The organism is Cohnella cholangitidis, assembly GCF_014107495.1.
Lineage (GTDB): Bacteria > Bacillota > Bacilli > Paenibacillales > Paenibacillaceae > Cohnella > Cohnella cholangitidis.
Window position 1 is genome coordinate 4,383,981 of record NZ_CP041969.1, and the last position, 17,604, is coordinate 4,401,584.

Here is a 17,604-nt window from a genome sequence, read left to right on the forward strand (position 1 = left end):
ACGGAAGGAAATGGGGTCATGGAAACACTAAAGGCTAAACCCGACGTGTCGATTATCATCTGTACGTATTCCAGGGCTGCTCTCTTAAGGGATACCTTGCTGTCATTGGAGAATTTATCGTCCATTCGGGATGCGGAAGTCGTTGTCGTAGACAACAATTCGCCCGATGATACGGCGATCGTCGTTGCGGAGTGCATTGCCCTGTTAAAAGGCAAAGTACGCGTTAAATATATATTCGAACCTAAGCAGGGGCTATCCGTTGCCAGGAATAGGGGAGTGCAGGAATCCGCGGGAGCTTATCTTGCTTTCCTGGACGACGATGCCATTCCTTCGACGGAGTGGTTATCCCATATCCGCGATGCCTTTGCGCGGCACCCGAAGGCAGGCGCGATCGGGGGAATTATTCGTCCGAACTTCGAAACCGGAAGGCCCGATTGGCTCGTCAAGCAGCTTGAGCTTGGATTTACGATCGTGGACTTCGGGAACAAGGAACGGAAGTACCCGCGCAGATTCCACCCTTACGGGGCGAATATGGCGATCCGCAGGGAAGTATTCGACGGCCTGCTCTTTCCCGAATCTTTAGGACGCAAAGGAAAGTCGTTATTATCGGGCGAGGAATCTTGGTTGTTCGCGCAGATGAGGAAGAAGGGGAGCCAACTCGTCTACGTTCCCGGAATGAGCGTAATCCATTTTATTCCCGATGACCGTTTGCGTCAGGAGTGGATCAAGCGCCGGTTTTATTTTCAAGGGGTGTCGCATGCCGTATGGGGCGATCGGTTTCCTCTGAGAATAAAGCTGTTGTGCATCCTTCTACTGAAGCGAATCTATCTTCTAGTGAACTCCATGTTCATCCAGACTCCCGGTCAACGGCTGTTAAAAGAATGCAGATTGGAGAGCATCCGGGGTTCCGTCGATACTTTGCGAAGCCGCGGGGCGATCGTTGACCTATGAGCAGAGGGGCGTTCGCTAACGGAAACCTAAAAATAATCAACGTTCTGTTCCTGATGTTAGGGGCTATGTTGATCGGATTCGCCGTGCCGAAGGAGCCGCTCCTCGTATTCGCGGGCGTAGCCGGAATTACCATATGCCTGATGTCCATTATTTTTCCGGTCGGGATGAGTTATTTGTTGCTAATCGTGTCCGCGATATCCATTCAGTATATTTTCGTGCTGGAAATGATGGGCTTGGATTTGCAGTCTCTCTACAAGCTCGGACTTATTCTACTGAGCGTGCCTGCCATGATCCAGTACGGCATACACCGCAGAAGATCCGCTCCGATACTGGCCATTATCGCGATTTTTATATTTACTTACGTATTCGCGGACCGACACCCGTTATTGACGGACGCGGCACCTGTCGTAACGTTGATCGGAATGACGGCTCCGTTCATCTTCTTGTTGATTCGATGGCCACAGAACGTAGCGCAAATGCATATACGCATCGTCTGTTTCCTGCCGATGGTCAGCGTGGCTTGCGGCGTATTGTTCCAATGGATGGGCCTCAATACGATGTTCGTTACCGAATACAGCGGAGCGGTGCGGTTGCAGGGGGCTAATATACCGGCGCATCTCGCGTTCCTGGCGTTCATCGCGTTTCTTGTCGCAATCATCGAAGTGAAACGCAATCCGCATAAAATTTTGTTCTACTATTTCATGATGGGCGCGAACTTCCTGATCTTGCTGTTGACGGGCACAAGAGGCCCCTTAATAGCGGCGTTGGCCATGGTTCTGGTTTTCGTCTTCGATCTCATCAAACAGTTCTTTAAGGGGAAAACCGGATTGATCATCCCTTTGATCGGATTCATCGCGATACTGATCGTGTCCGCGTGGCTGCAACTGGATAACTTTAAGAAACGTTCATTCGTGCAGCAATCCGACTCGGCCGTTAATTTATCGGGCAGATCCGAAGCGTGGGAGTTCTATCTTAACGGGGTGAAGGAATCGCAATGGTTCGGCCGGGGCTTGGGATCAGTCCTTGTCAGCAATGACGGTTCCATCGACGGTTCGTTCTCGGTTCCTCATAACGAGTACATCCGCTTCTATTACGACGGCGGAATCATTGGCGCGATTCTCTTGTTCGGCGCGCTGCTCATCGTCTTCCGGGACGTATTGCGAAGAGTGCCGTCGGACATCAAGCTATACATGTGGGCTTTCCTCTTCGGATTTTTCATTTATTCCATTTCGGACAATACGATCTCGACGATCCAATTTATCGTTCCGTTCTGCGTTTGTCTAAACGCGTTCGCCAGTGTCAACAACCCATATTCGAGGAGGACAACACTATGACAAGAGTCAGGAAAGCGATCATCCCCGCCGCCGGCCTAGGAACCCGCTTTTTACCGGCGACTAAGGCGATGCCCAAGGAAATGCTGCCGATAATCGATAAGCCGACCATTCAATATATCGTGGAAGAAGCGGTCGAATCCGGAATCGAGGACATTATTATCGTTACCGGCAAGGGCAAGAGAGCGATAGAGGATCATTTCGATACCGCATTCGAGCTGGAGCATCGGTTAAACGAGTCCGGAAAGCTGGAGTTGCTGAATGCCGTGCAACGATCGTCCAAGGTGGATATCCACTATATTCGGCAGAAGGAGCCGAAAGGGCTGGGCCATGCCGTATGGTGCGCGCGTAGATTTATCGGCAACGAACCGTTCGCGGTGCTTCTCGGCGACGATATCGTATCCGCGCAGGTTCCATGCTTGAAGCAGATGATCCAACAGTTCGAGCAAACGATGGCGTCGGTCATTGCCGTTCAGGCGGTACCTGACGATCAGACGCACCGTTACGGCATTATCGATCCGGCCGAACAATTCGGAAGGCTAATGGCCGTCAAGCATATGGTGGAGAAACCTCCGGCGGGCGAAGCGCCTTCCAATATGGCGATCATGGGCCGCTACATACTCACCCCGGAAATCTTCGATTTTCTGGACTTGCAGGAGCAAGGAGCGGGAGGAGAAATTCAGCTCACGGACGCGATCAGAAGGTTGAACGAAGTCCAGCAAGTGTATGCCTATAACTTCGAAGGAGTTCGTTACGATGTCGGGGAGAAGCTCGGCTTCATCTTGACCGGTCTGAACTTCGCCTTGTTGAACCAAGAGCTGCGTTATCCTTTATTGGAAGCTATCGAAGAGATCATGCACAGGGAGAAACTGTCGGTAAGGTTGAGCAGACATGGCTAGTACGAGGTCGACAGTGGCGCTTAAGCAAGTCTCTTCATCGTTGGCGGCCGTATTTCGCGGCAAGAACCTGCTGAACGAAACGGTTAAGACGATGGTGATCAGCATCGGAATCATGTTCCTTAACATGGCTACCGGTATCATTACTGCCCGCTCGCTTGGACCGGAAGGACGGGGGATACAGACCGTCCTTATTTTATGGCCGCAGTTTTTGGCGTTCGCTACGACTTTAGGTATCCATAGCGCTTTGTTATATCACATGAAGAAGTCCAAGGAAGAGGAAGCGGACCTCTATTATTCATCGCTTTTGCTGACTTTGGTTGCGGGAACGGGAGCCGTCCTCTTCGGAATCTTCTTCATTCCTTTATGGTTGGGCTCGGAATCCCAGGCCGTCATTACGCACATCCAATGGTTTATGGGAGCTACTCCTTTCATGCTGCTCTTCTTCATGCATAATTCTTTGTTCCGAGGGCGCGAGGAGTTTCATCTGTTTAACCGGATGAGGTATTTGGTTCCGTTTATCACATTGTTGCTGCTTGTCGGATTGAGCATGATCGACCGGTTGACCCCATATACATCGGGAATCGCTTATTTAGTTCCTTATTTGCCGGTGACTTTATTCGCAATCGCGCGCGGATTACGTTTGTATCGCCCGAAGTGGGACGGAATCCGCGCCTCTTCGCGTAAGATCATCTCCTATGGGTTAGGCGCTTACGGGATCGATTTGTTGGGCAACTTCATTCTGTATATCGATCAAATTATTTTGATCGGCTTGCTTGCCCCGGGGCCGTTGGGCTTGTACGTCGTTGCCGTCAGCTTATCCAGAATGCTGAACATTTTCTCGTCCTCTATCGTGATGGTATTGTTCCCCAAACTTTCCGGACTTGAGAATAAGGAAGCCGCGCTGCTCAGTCTTCGCGTGTTCAAAATCACGACGATCGGCGCATTGCTGTGCGCTGCCGTTCTTATGCTGGCAGCGCCCGTATTGATTCAATTGCTGTACGGGAAGTTGTTCTTGGATTCGATCCCCGTGTTCTCGCTCTTGGTACTCGAGGTCATACTCGGAGGCTCCGCGATGATTCTGGCACAGGCGTTCATGGCATCGGGGAAACCGTTCGTCGTGACGATCTCCCAAGCGATCGGAATCGTCCTGGTCATTCCGCTTATGTACTTGCTCGTACCGAGTTATGGTTTAATCGGGGCAGGCTTTGCCTTATTGATTCCTTCCACGATCAGGCTGTCGTACGTAATCATTGTCTTCCAAAGAAAGTTTCGGTTCGGTCTTAGGGAGTTCATCATAGCGAAGGCGGACTTCGTATGGGTGAAAAATATGGCTAGGGGCGCGAAAGCTTCGGCATCCTCGTCTTCCTAATAGAGCAGGCGGATTCAACAAGCTGACATCGGCGAATAACCGGTGTCGGCTTGTTTGTCCTACTTGCGTTAAAGCGGAATAAGACATTCGTCAGAGGAACGCCAGCCAGCAATTGTATATAATATTAGGTCACGATTTCATGCTGAAGGAGTGAGAGTAATGGCTGGACGACCACCCGTGAACGGGAATGCTTCAGGGCAAGCAAAACAATTGTTATCTTATCTGAATACCTTATCATCTAGTCCGAATACAGGGATGCTTACCGGACAGCACAATTGGCTGGGCGATCCGACAGGCAACATTACGAACCTCGTTCTTCCCATATCGGGAGGGAAATATCCCGCGATTTCCAGTTTCGAGCTCGGAGCGATCGGAGGGCAAAGCGATGCGATCGTCAACAGCCAACGGCAGGAAACGGTCGATGCCGCGATAGCTTACCGGCAAGCGGGCGGAATTCCCGCTTTCTGTTGGCATCAGCAGTTCCCGTTGACGGCGAATACTTGGGCTAACGTCTGGAACGACACGAACAAAAACGGGTATAAGACGCAAGCCGAGTTTAACCAATGCGTCACGCCCGGTACCGCCCAATATAATTGGCTGTTGGCGGAATACGATAAAGTCGCCGTGCACCTGAAGGTGCTCAGAGACGCAGGCATACCCGTCTTGTTCCGACCGTATCATGAGATGAACGGGTATTGGTTCTGGTGGGGCAAGAAAAACAACTACAAATTGCTTTGGGAGCTCATCTATGACCGATTCGTCGTTTATCATGGCTTGAATAATCTTTTGTTCGTATGGAATACCCATTGTCCTAGGGCGGTAGATCCCTACATCGCCGATTTTCGGCTTTATTATCCGGGAACGGTGACAGGGGGCGCGCGCGCGACGGGAAGGTTGACGTCATTACCCATGATATATACGAGAACGAGTTTCTGCAGAGCCATCACGACAATCTTTGGGCTTTCGCCGGAGGAAGACCGATCGGACTGTCCGAAGTAGGCGGCCTGCCGAATATGCAGACGATGCAAACGAGCCAGTACCGTTACGGCTTCTCGATCGCTTGGGGAGAAGATTACTGGTCCAACGAAAATACGGATGCGAATAAAAGGCAGTATTATTCCCACGCATACGCGATTACGAGGGAGGAGATCGATATTCCGGCTGCGGATAAACGGCTTCAACTTAGCGGTAATAGAAGGTTTCTTGTCACTTCCGATGGAGCCCCGTTCTTCTGGTTGGCCGACACGGGATGGGAAACGATGCAGCGTTTGGTAAGATCCGACGTGACCAAATACTTGAATAGCTGCGCGGAGCAAGAATTCAACGTCGTTCAAGTCGTCGCATTGGCGGAAACGTGGAATAAAACCGTGCCTAACATGCAAGGCGACTTGCCTTTAGCGAATGCGGATCCCAACCAACCGCTGACGACGCCGGGCAACGATCCTTCGGACGCGGCTCAATACGATTATTGGGATCATGCCGATTACGTTATCGATACTGCCGCGTCGCTAGGCTTATATGTCGCGCTGCTGCCTACTTGGGGCAAATATATCATCGACAATAGCGGCCCTCCTTTCAACCAGCCGTATATGGGCATATTCGATAATTCGAAAGCGTATAACTTCGGCAAGTGGATCGGAAGCCGGTACGCGAAAAGAAACAACATCATCTGGGTGCTGGGCGGCGACCGGGCTCCGGATACCGAACCGAAACGGGAGCTCATCAGGCAGATGGCCAGAGGACTTACCGACGGCGGGGGAACGCAACTGAAAACTTTTCATCCGATCGGCGGGAAATCATCCTCGGAGTGGTTCCAAAACGAATCATGGCTCGACTTCAACATGTATCAGTCGGGGCACGTCTCCCAGAACTTGCCGAACTATAACATCATTGCTTCCGACTATGCCAAATCGCCGGTTAAACCGGTATTGGATGCCGAACCTCGGTATGAGAACGCCGGAATCAACTTCGATTCCGCCAATGGCCGATTCACTCCTTACGATGTTAGGCAAGCGGCTTACTGGTCGGTGTTCGCGGGTTCGTTCGGGCACACTTACGGCCATGGCTCGATCTGGCAAATGTACGCGCCCGGACGCACTTCGGACGAGAACGTCTATTGGTACGACGCTCTGAATGCCGAAGGCAGGACGGATATGAAATACGTGCGGAGGCTAATCGAGTCCAGACCGTTCCTCGAGCGGATTCCGGACCAAACGTTGGTTACGAATGCTCTATCGGGCGGCGACCGTATTCAGGCGACGCGAGGCTCGGGTTACGCGATGATCTACACCCGGCAGGCGGTTACGGTTAATATGGGCAAAATATCGGGCGGCACGGTGACCGCTTATTGGTATAACCCGCGTACGGGCGCCAACACCTTGATCGGAGAATACGCGAATACGGGGACGAGAGCGTTTACCCCTCCGTCAACCGGAGTCAACAATGATTGGGTGTTGGTACTGGACGATAAATCCAAAGCCTATCCGCCTCCGGGTCAGGGGGATACCGACCCGCCTCCGGTGGATACGACGCCTCCGACCGCGCCGGGCAATCTGGCGTTGGTGTCGAAGACACCCGATTCGGTGACGATGAGTTGGACCGCCGCAACGGATGCGAGCGGAATCGAAGTGTATGACATCTATAAGGACGACGTCTATTTCGGATATACGCAAGACTTCGCCAATTTGCGGTTCACGGCAACGGGCTTAACCCCTAGCACGACCTACACGTTTAAGGTCAAGGCCAAAGACAAAGCGCAGAACTGGGGGCCGTTCAGCAATCCGTTAACGGTGACGACGGATGCGGCACAAGGAGTCGATACGACGCCTCCAACAGCGCCGGGTAATCTGGCGTTGGTGTCGAAGACGTCCGATTCGGTCACGATGAGCTGGACCGCGGCGACGGATGCGAGCGGAATCGACGTGTACGACATCTATAAGGACGATGTCTATTTCGGATATACGCAAGACTTCGCCAATTTGCGGTTCACGGCTACGGGTCTAGCTCCGACACGACCTATACGTTTAAGGTCAAGGCTAAGGACAAAGCGCAGAACTGGGGACCGTTCAGCAATCCGCTAACGGTGACGACGGATGCGGCGCCGGGAGTCGATACGACGCCTCCGACCGCGCCGGGCAATCTGACGTTGGTGTCGAAGACTGTCGGTGACGATGGGCTGGACCGCGGCAACGGATGCGAGCGGAATCGACGTGTACGACATCTATAAAGACGACGTCTATTTCGGGTATACGCAAGACTTCGCCAATTTGCGGTTCACGGCTACGGGTCTAGCTTCGAGCACGACCTATACGTTTAAGGTCAAGGCTAAGGACAAAGCGCAGAACTGGGGGCCGTTCAGCAATCCGCTAACGGTGACGACTGATGCGGCGCCGGGAGTCGATACGACGCCTCCGACCGCGCCGGGCAATCTGACGTTGGTGTCGAAGACGGCTACTTCGGTGACGATGAAGTGGACGGCGGCAACGGATGCGAGCGGAATCGAGGTGTACGATATTTACCGCAACGGCGTTTACTTCGGGTACACGCAAAATTTCTCCAACTTGCAGTTTACCGCGACGGGGCTCACGGCTAATACTTCGTATACTTTCACGGTCAAGGCTAAAGACAAAGCGCAGAACTGGGGACCTTTCAGCAATGCGTTAGTGGTGAGAACCAATCCTAGGTGAACATAGTTGGGGGCTGCCTCAAGGGTTAAACTCTTGAGCAGCTCTTTTTTTATCTCTTATGGCATTACATGATTTCCAAGTATGACGAAGTGTGAGGAAACAATAGTACCGTGTGGCGGTACTTTTCCGCATAAGATTACGCTCGCGAGCTCAATAGTACCGCCGTACGGTACTATTCCGCGCATGAATACGCTCGCGAGCTCAATAGTACCGCCGTACGGTACTATTCCGCGCATGAATACGCTCGCGAGCTCAATAGTACCGCCGCACGGTACTATTCCGAATAAGATTACGCTCGCGAGCTCAAGCAGCGGCTAACCTAAAATGAGAAAGCGTTGATACAGGAATAACCCCCTGGACCAACGCTTTTTCGGTTTGAAGATACTTTTTTGGCCTTCGAGCGTCAAGGCGCGGGGAAACCGGCGGCTTTGTCATCGATGATCAGGACCCAATCGTTTCCGGCGCCGCCGGACGGAGGCTGGAATCGTTGTACGCCGGTATTCGCGTATTCCCCGATGAACGTACTCTCTCCCGTTCTCGGGGAATACCAGCTGGCCGTCACCGCATCGCCCGTTATTGCGCCGAAATTGACGGAGAACGAAGCGCCCCTCGGGGTATAAATCATGGCGTAATTCGTTCCCCTCGTTGCCCGGATATGTTCTCCGCCGGTCAAGGCATCCGCCACGAGCGACTGATCCGGCACGCGTTCAAGATAAGGCCTTGATTCTATTAATTTCCGTAAATGTTTCATCTGCGTTCGTCCTTCGGCGCCCAGTGCATCGTACCAGTAAAACTTTTCGTCCGCTTTGCGGCCCGGCGCGTGCATTTGCCAGATTGCCCCGTTGCCGTACGCGTGTCCGAAGGCGCCGGCGAACACCGACCAATACGCCGCTTGACGGACGTCGTAAGCCGAAAAGCGACCGTTCGCGGAGCTGAAGTTGATCGCGCTGTTCTCGTATCTCGGTTCCGCGTCCAACACAGGTTTCGTAGGCGCTTTAGAATAATCGGAAGAGATGACCTTGTAATTAGGGTAATCCACCGATAGATGACCGGATTGGTACATATTGAAGTCCAACCATGCTTCTTGTTGGAACCACTCCGAAGAGGACTTCGTTCCTATAGGATGAAAAGTCGTTAATTGATTACCTCCTCCGTCATGAATTCCTCTGGCCATCTGCCTAATGAGCTCTTTTTTCGGTTCGGTATCCGGAGCTCGGTCTCCGCCAAGAACCCATACGATATTGCTTCTGTTCCCATAACGGTTTCCTATCCATTTGCCGAAGCCATAAGCATTCGATTGGTCGAAGATCCCTTGATAAGGCTGGTTAAATGGCGAACCGCTGTTGTCAATGATGTACTGGCCCCATGTAGGCAGCAAGGCGACGTAGATCCCGAGCGATGCGGCAGTGTCGATTACGTAATCGAGGTGATCCCAGTAGTCGTATTGCGAACCGATCGAAGGGTCGTTTCCCGGCGTCGTCAAGGGAGCGTTCGGATCCGCCCCCGCAAGAGGCAAATCCCCTTGCGCATTCGGCACTCCGCGGTCCCAGAAATGGGTTAATGCCGTTACTTGAATCACATTGAACCCTTGCGCGGCCGCATTGTTCAAATAGGTTTCCGCTTCGGCGCGATTCAATCTCTGCGCTAGCTCCCAAGCCGTATCCGCCAACCAGAAGAAGGGGGCGCCGTCAGAAGTAACCAAAAACCTTCCGTTTTCGCTAACCTTTAGAGCAGCAGGATTCAGATCAGGGTGGAGCGAAGAACGCCAGCTCAGTGTTGTTTCGTTGCCTTTCGTTGCGACCGTGCTATTCGTCAAGCCGGCCCACGTCTTTAGCGGAATCATTAATGCCCCGTTCTTGATTAAGGCAGCTGCCGGACCCGCTTGCTGAGTCCCGTTCACGTTAACGAGATTGCTGCCCGCCTTGAATCGGAATTCCAGAGATCCCGATCTTGCGATCGCTTCTCTCGCGGCCGCATTGTAAGAAAGCTTGAATCCGAATGGTTGGGCAATGCCGTTAAGGGCGACATAGGCCACTCCGTTCAGGAAGACATGCGGTTGCGAGGCAATGATTTGTTTATTATTATGCAGCATTTCCTTCTTGTTCTTCGTAAGGACAAGCCGATTGGCGGCGCTATCGTTCGCGTGAAGAGACTGTAATTGTCCGTATAGCGGAAGCAAGGCCAACGATACAATCATCAAACAAACGACGATTCGATTTCTTCTCAATGAACACACTCCTTTATCTTTTATACATGAGACAAATTGTATCATAAAAGCCAAGCGTATGCGAAAAACAACAATACATATAGTATCTTTGATGACAGCGTTACCACTAAGGGTTTAGCGATTTTGGCGTTATCTTCTCTAAAAAAGCTATTGACATGATACTAATTGTATCATAATGTAAAGAAAGAAATTGATACATATAGTATCATACAAACTGTAAATCGAGGAGATAGCCATATGGAACATGCGAAGAGAATTGGCGTAGTCGGCACGGGATTGATCGGAAAGGGATTGATTATGGCGCTGGAAAATGACCCTTCGTTCGTCATTTCCCGCATATTGACCCGCAGAGACATCGAGTCGATGGAAGGATTCCCTAGTTACGAGAAATTAACGAACAGCGTGGATGAGCTGGTCATTCATTCCGACCTCATCGTGGAATGCAGCGGGGACGTCATCTATGGGACGGATGTCATCGATCAAGCGATACAAGCCTCTCTTCCCGTCGTAACGATGAATTCCGAGCTCCAGGTCACAACGGGTTCTTATTTTGCCCGTCGCGGGCTTATAACCGAGGCGGAAGGCGATCAACCGGGCTGCTTGGCGGCGCTGCACGAGAATGTCGTGCAAATGGGTTTTCGGCCGCTCGTATACGGCAACGTGAAGGGTTTCCTGAAGCTCGACCCGTCTCAAGAAGAAATGGAATATTGGTCGGGCCGCAACGGTACAAGTCTGGAAATGACGACGTCGTTCACGGACGGTACCAAAGTCCAGATCGAGCAGGTTTTCGTGGCGAACGGATTAGGGGCGACGATCGCGGAAGACGGCTTGCTCGGCGTGTTATCCGATGACGCTCATTCAGGCGGCGTGCAGCTGGCCGACAAAGCGAAAGAGATCGGCCATGCGGTGGCAGATTATATTTTATCTCCCAAGACGCCTCCCGGCGTATTTATAACGGCCGAGATCGATCCTCGCCACAAGGACGCGCTGCGTTATTACAAAATGGGCGAGGGCCCGTATTATACGATGCTTGTTAACTACCATCTCTGCCACTTAGAGATTCTGAAGACGATCCGCAGAGTATTAAGCGGCGGCGGGGTTCTATTGAACAACGGCGTAAATCCGAGAATCAGCGCGGCCGCGGTCGCGAAGCACGATCTGCAACCCGGACAAGAGATTAAACGGGGAATCGGCAGCTTCGACGTGAGAGGAATCGCGGTAGAGATAAGCCGCCATAGCGAGCACGTACCGATCGGGCTGCTATCGGACGCGGTGATTACGCGTCCCGTCAAAGAAGGCCAAATCCTCACCTTCGACGACGTGAAGCTTCCTCCGAGCTTAGCTCTTCGCGCATGGCTCGAGGTAAGAGAGAACGCGCTTTACGTTGCTGCCAGATGAGTATCCGCTATTACGATTATCTCATTGTCGGAGGCGGCATCATCGGACTTACGATTGCCCGGGAGCTCAAGCAAAGGTTTCCCGACCGCAAAATCGCGATCTTGGACAAGGAAGCGGACGTAGCGAAGCATTCCAGCGGCAGGAACAGCGGGGTTCTGCATGCCGGCTTCTATTATACGGCGGACAGCCTCAAGGCCAAATTTACCCGTGAGGGCAATCAGGCGATGACCCGCTATTGCGAAGAGAACGGGTTGAAAATCAATAAATGCGGCAAAGTCGTCGTAGCCAGCGACGAAGAGGAACTGACGGGCTTATACGAATTGAAAAGACGCGCGGACCGTAACGGCGTAGAGCTTAACTGGCTTTCGGAGAAGGAACTTCAGTTGATCGATCCGAACGTGAAAACATTTAAGCGAGCTCTGCACTCCCCGTCGACGTCGACGGTCGATCCCGTCGAAGTATGCAACAAGCTGAAGGAAGACATTGCGGCTAACGGAGTCGATCTCTATTTCAATTGTCCGTACAAGAGTCGCAAGGACAATTTCGTAAAGGCCGGGAATGAAACGTTCGAATGCGGATATTTCATTAACGCGGCCGGCTTATACGCGGATAAGATCGCCCACGAAGGGGGCTTCGGATCGAAATACACGATAATTCCGTTCAAGGGCATCTATTTGAAATACGCCAAGAACAAATCGGATGTCGGAACGAACGTCTACCCTGTCCCGAATTTGAAAAATCCGTTTCTTGGCGTTCATTTCACGAAGACGGTCGATGGCAGCATCAAGATCGGTCCCACCGCGATTCCGGCTTTCTGGCGGGAAAATTACAAAGGCTTAAGCAACTTCAAGCTTGGCGAATTTTTTACGATACTCGGCTTTGAGATCAAATTATTCCTAACGAATGCATTTAACTTCAGAACGCTTGCGTTCGAAGAGATGAAGAAATACGCCAAGCGGCATTTCATCGGATTGTCGCTCAAGATGGTCAAACAAATCGACAGCGACGGATTCGGGGATTTCCTTAAGCCCGGCATACGCGCTCAGTTGCTGAATAAAGAAACGTTGGAACTGGTTCAAGATTTCGTTATCGAAGGGGATCATCGGTCGATGCACGTGTTAAACGCGGTTTCCCCCGCGTTCACCTGTTCCTTTCCCTTCGCGCAATACGTTGTAAATTCGATTTGCGAAAAACAAGGAGGCCAGAGCGTTGAAGCTGGTTGAGACGAAACTCAAAGACGTATTTATTATCGAGCCTGCCGTACACGGCGACCATCGCGGATATTTCATGGAAAGCTACAACAAAACCAAGTTCGAGGCTCTGGGGCTGCAATTCGACCTGATCCAGGATAATCACTCGTTATCGACGGAGGTCGGAATCCTTCGAGGGATTCATTTCCAGAAGAGTCCGAAGGCGCAGACGAAAATCGTCAGAGTGCTGACGGGAGCCATCTACGACGTCGTAGTGGATCTGCGGCACGAATCGGAAACTTTCGGTCAATGGATCGGGGTCGAGCTTTCCGAGGAGAACAAACGCCAATTAGTCGTTCCAAAGGGATTCGGGCATGGATTCTGCACGATAGCGCCGAATACCCAGGTGCTCTATAAGGTAGATGAGTATTATTCGCCCGAGCATGACAGCGGAATAATATGGAACGATTCGGATCTCGGCATCGATTGGCCGACCGCGGAACCTATTCTGTCGGATAAAGACCGGAATCAACCGTCATTCCGGGATTACGTGAAACAACTCGAAACCCAATATACGGAGGCAGGATGAAATGGTGAAAAACGTATTAGTTACCGGAGCGGGCGGCTATATCGGCAGCGTGTTAGTTCCTAAGCTGTTGAACAAAGGTTATCAAGTGAAAGCAATCGATAGATACTTCTTCGGCACGGATAAATTGCCTGAGCATCCTAACTTAACGATCGTCAAAGAAGATTGCAGAAGATTGACCGAACGGTATTTCGAGGATGTCGACGCCGTGATCGACCTAGTGGCGATTTCGAACGATCCAAGCGGGGAATTGTTTCAGGACGCGACTTACCAGATCAATCACCTGGCCCGGGCGAATACGGCCAAACTTGCCAAGCAAAGCGGAGTAAGGCGTTATATTCTTCCTTCCTCCTGCAGCTTATATGGATTTCAAGATGACGGCGTGATCGTCAACGAGCAATCGCCGACGAATCCGTTAACGACCTATGCCAAAGCAACGGAACAGGCCGAAAGGGATATTCTTCCGCTTGCGGATGCCACGTTTACGGCTGTCGTGATCCGGCAAGCGACGGTGTACGGTTATTCTCCCAGAATGAGATTCGATCTGGCGATTAACGGCATGACGCACGGCGCTTGGGAGAAAGGCGTAATCCCTTTAATGCGCGACGGATCGCAATGGAGACCGATGGTTCACGTGCAGGACACGACGGATGTCATGCTGTTGTTGCTTGAAGCGGATGAATCGGCGATTAACGGCCAAATCTTTAACGTCGGCTCCGACCGGAACAACTATCAATTAGGTCAACTGGCGGAAGAAGTTTCCGAAGCGTTGCCGATCGACGTAAGCATTTCCTGGTATGGCGATCCGGATCACCGTTCTTATCGGGTCTCCTTCGACAAGATCGAACAAACGTTGAAGTGGCAAGCGAAATGGACGGCGGCGGATGGCGCGCTCGAGATCTATGATGCGTTAGTGACGGGCAAGTTGGTCAAGGATGACCAGACGATCACGTTGAGATGGTACCAGGAGCTCGCCAAGTGGCACAAAATCATTAAAGAATGCGAGATGTACGGCGGAATGATCGCGGGTATCGGGGCAAGAAATTAATGACAGGCCCGGAGAAGAAAAAGCTAGTAAGCATCATTATTCCGATCTATAACGGAGAGCGCTATATTGAAGAGACGATTCGTAACGTGCTGAACCAGACGTATACCGAGTTGGAAGTGCTTTGCATCATCGACGGGACGACGGATGAGTCCGCCAACATCATTCGACGTCTCGGTGATGATCGGGTCAAAATCGTCATGCAGGAAAATAGCGGAGCGACTCGCACCCGCAATCGAGGCTTGTCCATGGCGACCGGAGAGTTCATCCTGTTTCTCGATCAAGACGACGTGATCAAACCTGAATTTATCGAGCTGACCGTACGGGAGATCATTCGTACGAACAGTTCGGGGGTGGCGGTAAACGGACACCTTATCGACTCGGATGGCAAGATCATTCGCCGGATGTATCGGGTCAACAAACCGAAGCTGACGCTTAAATCGCTCTTGAAAGGGAACCAGATGTATACTCCTTCCCAAGTACTGTTAAGGCGAGAGAAGCTTGCCGAGATCGGCGCATTCGACGTGAAGGCGGATCAAGCGGACGATTGGGATATGTGGATTCGTCACGCCCGCAGCGGCAAACTCGTGTTCTTGGACCGCTACTTAATGGGGTACAGGATGCACGATGCTAACCAGTCGCTGAACCGAGACAAGATGCTGCGCAGCGAGCTGCACATTGTAGAACGAAAACTGGCGGACATCGGCAAAGCGGAATTTATCAAGAGTTATTCGTACATGCGTTACTCCAAAGGAGCCGGGGACTGGAACGCTTTGGCGAAAGCCGTGCAGTTGAACGGCATGCTCGTGCTGAAACCCCGGTTTTATGTCACGCTATGCCAAGTAGCTTTAAGACGCAGGAAGATAAGAAAGGAGGGGGGATAAGTGGCCAAATGGATCGGGACGTTGCACGGGAAGCTTCGAAGCCTTATGAATAAGGCGTTTACTTTGCTCTGGTATCGATTCCTATTCCACCGAATCGGCGAAAAAAGCTCGATTAGTACCCCCTTCTACACTTATCGGCCTGATGCCATCGGGATCGGCGACCAAGTTTCCATGGGGCCTGCGTGCAGGCTTGAAGCTTATCCGGAAGATCCCCTGGCTCCTCCCCAAATGCCGATGCTCAAGATCGGAAATAGGGTCAGACTCGAACATAGGGTGATGATCACCTGTCTATATTCCGTCGTTATCGAGGATGATGCGTTAATCGCCAGCGGCTGCTACATTAGCGACAATAATCATTCTATAGATCCGGAAGGGCCGAGTTATTCCCAGCAACCGTCTACTTACGCCCCGACGAGGATCGGAAAAGGGGTATGGCTTGGGCAGAACGTTTGCGTTCTGGCCGGCTCCGAGATCGGAGAGAAGTCGGTAATCGGCGCGGGCAGCGTCGTGAAAGGGGTCATTCCTCCTTATTCGATTGCCGTAGGCTCGCCGGCTCGCGTTGTCAAAAGATATTGCTTCGACACGAAAACGTGGGTGAAAGCCGAGCTAAGAGAGTCCGTAGTCGTCTGAAGGAATGTTTCCGTTAGGCGTATTAGCAATTGACGCCGCGAGCATGTAATTGAATCCCTTTGCTATAAGGGATTTTTTTAACTTATGAGGTTCCGAGGGGAAAACCCCTCATTACGCGGGAAGGCGGACAAGAAGATGAAGGAACGTTTCGTTCAGTTGGATGCGCTTAGGGGGCTGGCTTCTTTAGCCGTATTGTTCAGTCATATTCTTCTCATAACGGGCCCATCGAGCATGGGGTACGTTGTCTATGCTTTGTTGACGAGAACGTACTCTCCGTTTCAAATTTTCGTCAACGGCAACGGGGCCGTCGTGTTATTTTTCGTGTTGAGCGGTTTTGTCCTTTCGCTGCCCTTCTGAACGATTCGCGCCAGTCTTACTCCGGGTATTTGGTGAAACGCTTTTTTCGAATCTACGTGCCGTACATCCTGAGCTTTTTCGTTGCGTTGATGCTGCTGTCCCTTTCTCCGAAATTAGGCGGCCCTCTCCCTTACCTATCGGATTTTTATAACCAAAGGTGGACTCATGGCATCAGCATGGACATCATTGTGGAACATGTACTGGGGATCGTGAACGTTCATACGATGGAATTGAATGATGCTTATTGGTCATTAGTTCATGAAATGAGGATTTCCATCTTTTTCCCGTTTGTCGTGCTTCTGCTTCGCAAAGTCCGCTGGCAGTACACCGGGTTGATCGGTATCGCCTTATTTACGCTGGCCGTTCTTAACGAGGTTTTCGGATTTCAAAAGTCCAATGGTTTAAATACTACTTATTTGCACAGCATGCACTATTTGTCCTTCTTCATTTACGGGATGTTCCTCGCCAAACATCGATCCGAAATCGTGAAAGGATTCCAGGCTTTGAAGCGTCGGTACAAATACGGCATTCTAGTCTTCTCCCTCATTTGCTATAACAGCTCATATGCGGTAGTCAAGCTGCTTGCCAAGTTAGGCATCGACGTCACGTTCGAAAGAATTTTCAGAGAACAAATCATCGCGATCGGCGTTATCGGCTTCGTCATCATCGCCTTGTCCTCCAAGAAAATCGGGAGCGCCCTACGGTCGCCGATCCCTATATTCTTAGGGAATATCTCTTACAGTCTGTACTTGTATCACATGGTCATCTATCTGGCGCTTATGCACGCATTTCTAGGCGTTATCCCGCTTCCTTACTTGCTGATCTTAGCCTTCGTCGTCTCGATGGCCGTCGCCTATGTCGGTTGGCTGGTGATCGAGAAGCCTACGATGGCGATAGGCAAGAGAATCGCCGATCGTATTCAGAAGCGTACGTCCATACCGATTCAACGAACCAATTTGAACGGGTAAAAAATATGCCGAAGGAACGCATCGGAATACCTAGTGAATTCGACATGTTGATACAATAGCTTACAAAATACCACTATTTACCA

16 protein-coding genes are annotated in these 17,604 nt (G+C 51.4%); 15 read left to right on the forward strand and 1 reads right to left on the reverse strand.

Features of this window, described 5'->3' with window-relative positions; genetic code table 11:
- Positions 1-18 precede the first annotated feature (18 nt).
- The 7 genes from FPL14_RS20200 (at position 19) to FPL14_RS20230 (ending at position 8,236) form a co-directional block, all read left to right on the forward strand.
- Positions 19-951 carry a glycosyltransferase gene (locus FPL14_RS20200; protein WP_182299456.1) on the forward strand — a complete coding sequence of 311 codons (933 nt, stop codon included), beginning with the start codon at positions 19-21 and terminating at the stop codon, positions 949-951.
- A complete protein-coding gene (locus FPL14_RS20205; RefSeq protein WP_182299457.1) occupies positions 948-2,285 on the forward strand; it encodes an O-antigen ligase family protein in 1,338 nt (445 codons plus the stop codon). Before FPL14_RS20200 ends, FPL14_RS20205 begins: the two co-directional genes overlap by 4 nt.
- Positions 2,282-3,181 carry a UTP--glucose-1-phosphate uridylyltransferase GalU gene (gene galU, locus FPL14_RS20210; protein ID WP_182299458.1) on the forward strand — a complete coding sequence of 300 codons (900 nt, stop codon included), beginning with the start codon at positions 2,282-2,284 and terminating at the stop codon, positions 3,179-3,181. Before FPL14_RS20205 ends, galU begins: the two co-directional genes overlap by 4 nt.
- Complete coding sequence (locus tag FPL14_RS20215; protein ID WP_182299459.1) at positions 3,174-4,550, forward strand: lipopolysaccharide biosynthesis protein; 1,377 nt, start codon at positions 3,174-3,176, stop codon at positions 4,548-4,550. Before galU ends, FPL14_RS20215 begins: the two co-directional genes overlap by 8 nt.
- A gap of 159 nt (positions 4,551-4,709) precedes the next feature.
- Entirely contained in the window at positions 4,710-5,549 is an 840-nt protein-coding gene (locus FPL14_RS20220; protein WP_182299460.1) for a glycosyl hydrolase, read from the forward strand.
- Positions 5,550-5,563: 14 nt separating this feature from the next.
- Positions 5,564-7,630: an apiosidase-like domain-containing protein gene (locus FPL14_RS20225; protein ID WP_182299461.1), complete on the forward strand. Its 2,067-nt coding sequence runs from the start codon at positions 5,564-5,566 to the stop codon at positions 7,628-7,630.
- Positions 7,631-7,720: 90 nt separating this feature from the next.
- Positions 7,721-8,236: a fibronectin type III domain-containing protein gene (locus FPL14_RS20230; RefSeq protein ID WP_229263999.1), complete on the forward strand. Its 516-nt coding sequence runs from the start codon at positions 7,721-7,723 to the stop codon at positions 8,234-8,236.
- Positions 8,237-8,639: 403 nt separating this feature from the next.
- Here FPL14_RS20230 and FPL14_RS20235 read toward each other — a convergent pair whose 3' ends face one another.
- Positions 8,640-10,463, reverse strand: coding sequence for an apiosidase-like domain-containing protein (locus FPL14_RS20235; protein ID WP_229263596.1), 1,824 nt, complete (start codon positions 10,461-10,463; stop codon positions 8,640-8,642).
- Between the two features lie 237 nt (positions 10,464-10,700).
- On the opposite strand from FPL14_RS20235, the gene FPL14_RS20240 reads away from it, so the two are divergent.
- The 8 genes from FPL14_RS20240 to FPL14_RS20275 all read left to right on the forward strand — a co-directional run bounded on the left by FPL14_RS20240 (position 10,701) and on the right by FPL14_RS20275 (position 17,521).
- Positions 10,701-11,861: an SAF domain-containing protein gene (locus FPL14_RS20240; protein ID WP_182299463.1), complete on the forward strand. Its 1,161-nt coding sequence runs from the start codon at positions 10,701-10,703 to the stop codon at positions 11,859-11,861.
- Complete coding sequence (gene lhgO, locus FPL14_RS20245; protein WP_182299464.1) at positions 11,858-13,084, forward strand: L-2-hydroxyglutarate oxidase; 1,227 nt, start codon at positions 11,858-11,860, stop codon at positions 13,082-13,084. Before FPL14_RS20240 ends, lhgO begins: the two co-directional genes overlap by 4 nt.
- Positions 13,071-13,640, forward strand: a complete 570-nt coding sequence (gene rfbC / locus FPL14_RS20250) for a dTDP-4-dehydrorhamnose 3,5-epimerase (RefSeq protein WP_182299465.1) — start codon at positions 13,071-13,073, stop codon at positions 13,638-13,640. The genes lhgO and rfbC overlap by 14 nt, the downstream gene beginning before the upstream one ends.
- Before the next feature lies 1 nt (position 13,641).
- Positions 13,642-14,685 (forward strand): NAD-dependent epimerase/dehydratase family protein, encoded by a 1,044-nt coding sequence (locus tag FPL14_RS20255; protein ID WP_229263597.1) that lies wholly within the window; start codon positions 13,642-13,644, stop codon positions 14,683-14,685.
- Positions 14,685-15,566, forward strand: a complete 882-nt coding sequence (locus FPL14_RS20260; protein ID WP_182299466.1) for a glycosyltransferase family 2 protein — start codon at positions 14,685-14,687, stop codon at positions 15,564-15,566. Before FPL14_RS20255 ends, FPL14_RS20260 begins: the two co-directional genes overlap by 1 nt.
- On the forward strand, positions 15,567-16,196 hold the full coding sequence (locus FPL14_RS20265; RefSeq protein WP_182299467.1) for an acyltransferase: 630 nt from the start codon (positions 15,567-15,569) through the stop codon (positions 16,194-16,196).
- 135 nt (positions 16,197-16,331) lie between these two features.
- The gene (locus FPL14_RS30370; RefSeq protein WP_182299468.1) at positions 16,332-16,553 is read left to right on the forward strand and encodes an acyltransferase family protein; all 222 of its coding nucleotides are present in this window, start codon (positions 16,332-16,334) and stop codon (positions 16,551-16,553) included.
- Between the two features lie 32 nt (positions 16,554-16,585).
- Complete coding sequence (locus tag FPL14_RS20275) at positions 16,586-17,521, forward strand: acyltransferase family protein (protein WP_182299469.1); 936 nt, start codon at positions 16,586-16,588, stop codon at positions 17,519-17,521.
- The last annotated feature ends 83 nt before the right edge of the window (positions 17,522-17,604 follow it).

Excerpts from the sequence above, each read along its gene's own strand:
- FPL14_RS20200 (WP_182299456.1), top strand. The coding sequence starts at position 19 with ATGGAAACACTAAAGGCTAAACCCGACGTGTCGATTATCATCTGTACG.
- FPL14_RS20205 (WP_182299457.1), top strand. The coding sequence starts at position 948 with ATGAGCAGAGGGGCGTTCGCTAACGGAAACCTAAAAATAATCAACGTT.
- galU (WP_182299458.1), top strand. The coding sequence starts at position 2,282 with ATGACAAGAGTCAGGAAAGCGATCATCCCCGCCGCCGGCCTAGGAACC.
- FPL14_RS20215 (WP_182299459.1), top strand. The coding sequence starts at position 3,174 with ATGGCTAGTACGAGGTCGACAGTGGCGCTTAAGCAAGTCTCTTCATCG.
- FPL14_RS20220 (WP_182299460.1), top strand. The coding sequence starts at position 4,710 with ATGGCTGGACGACCACCCGTGAACGGGAATGCTTCAGGGCAAGCAAAA.
- FPL14_RS20225 (WP_182299461.1), top strand. The coding sequence starts at position 5,564 with ATGCAGACGATGCAAACGAGCCAGTACCGTTACGGCTTCTCGATCGCT.
- FPL14_RS20230 (WP_229263999.1), top strand. The coding sequence starts at position 7,721 with ATGGGCTGGACCGCGGCAACGGATGCGAGCGGAATCGACGTGTACGAC.
- FPL14_RS20240 (WP_182299463.1), top strand. The coding sequence starts at position 10,701 with ATGGAACATGCGAAGAGAATTGGCGTAGTCGGCACGGGATTGATCGGA.
- lhgO (WP_182299464.1), top strand. The coding sequence starts at position 11,858 with ATGAGTATCCGCTATTACGATTATCTCATTGTCGGAGGCGGCATCATC.
- FPL14_RS20255 (WP_229263597.1), top strand. The coding sequence starts at position 13,642 with ATGGTGAAAAACGTATTAGTTACCGGAGCGGGCGGCTATATCGGCAGC.
- FPL14_RS20260 (WP_182299466.1), top strand. The coding sequence starts at position 14,685 with ATGACAGGCCCGGAGAAGAAAAAGCTAGTAAGCATCATTATTCCGATC.
- FPL14_RS30370 (WP_182299468.1), top strand. The coding sequence starts at position 16,332 with ATGAAGGAACGTTTCGTTCAGTTGGATGCGCTTAGGGGGCTGGCTTCT.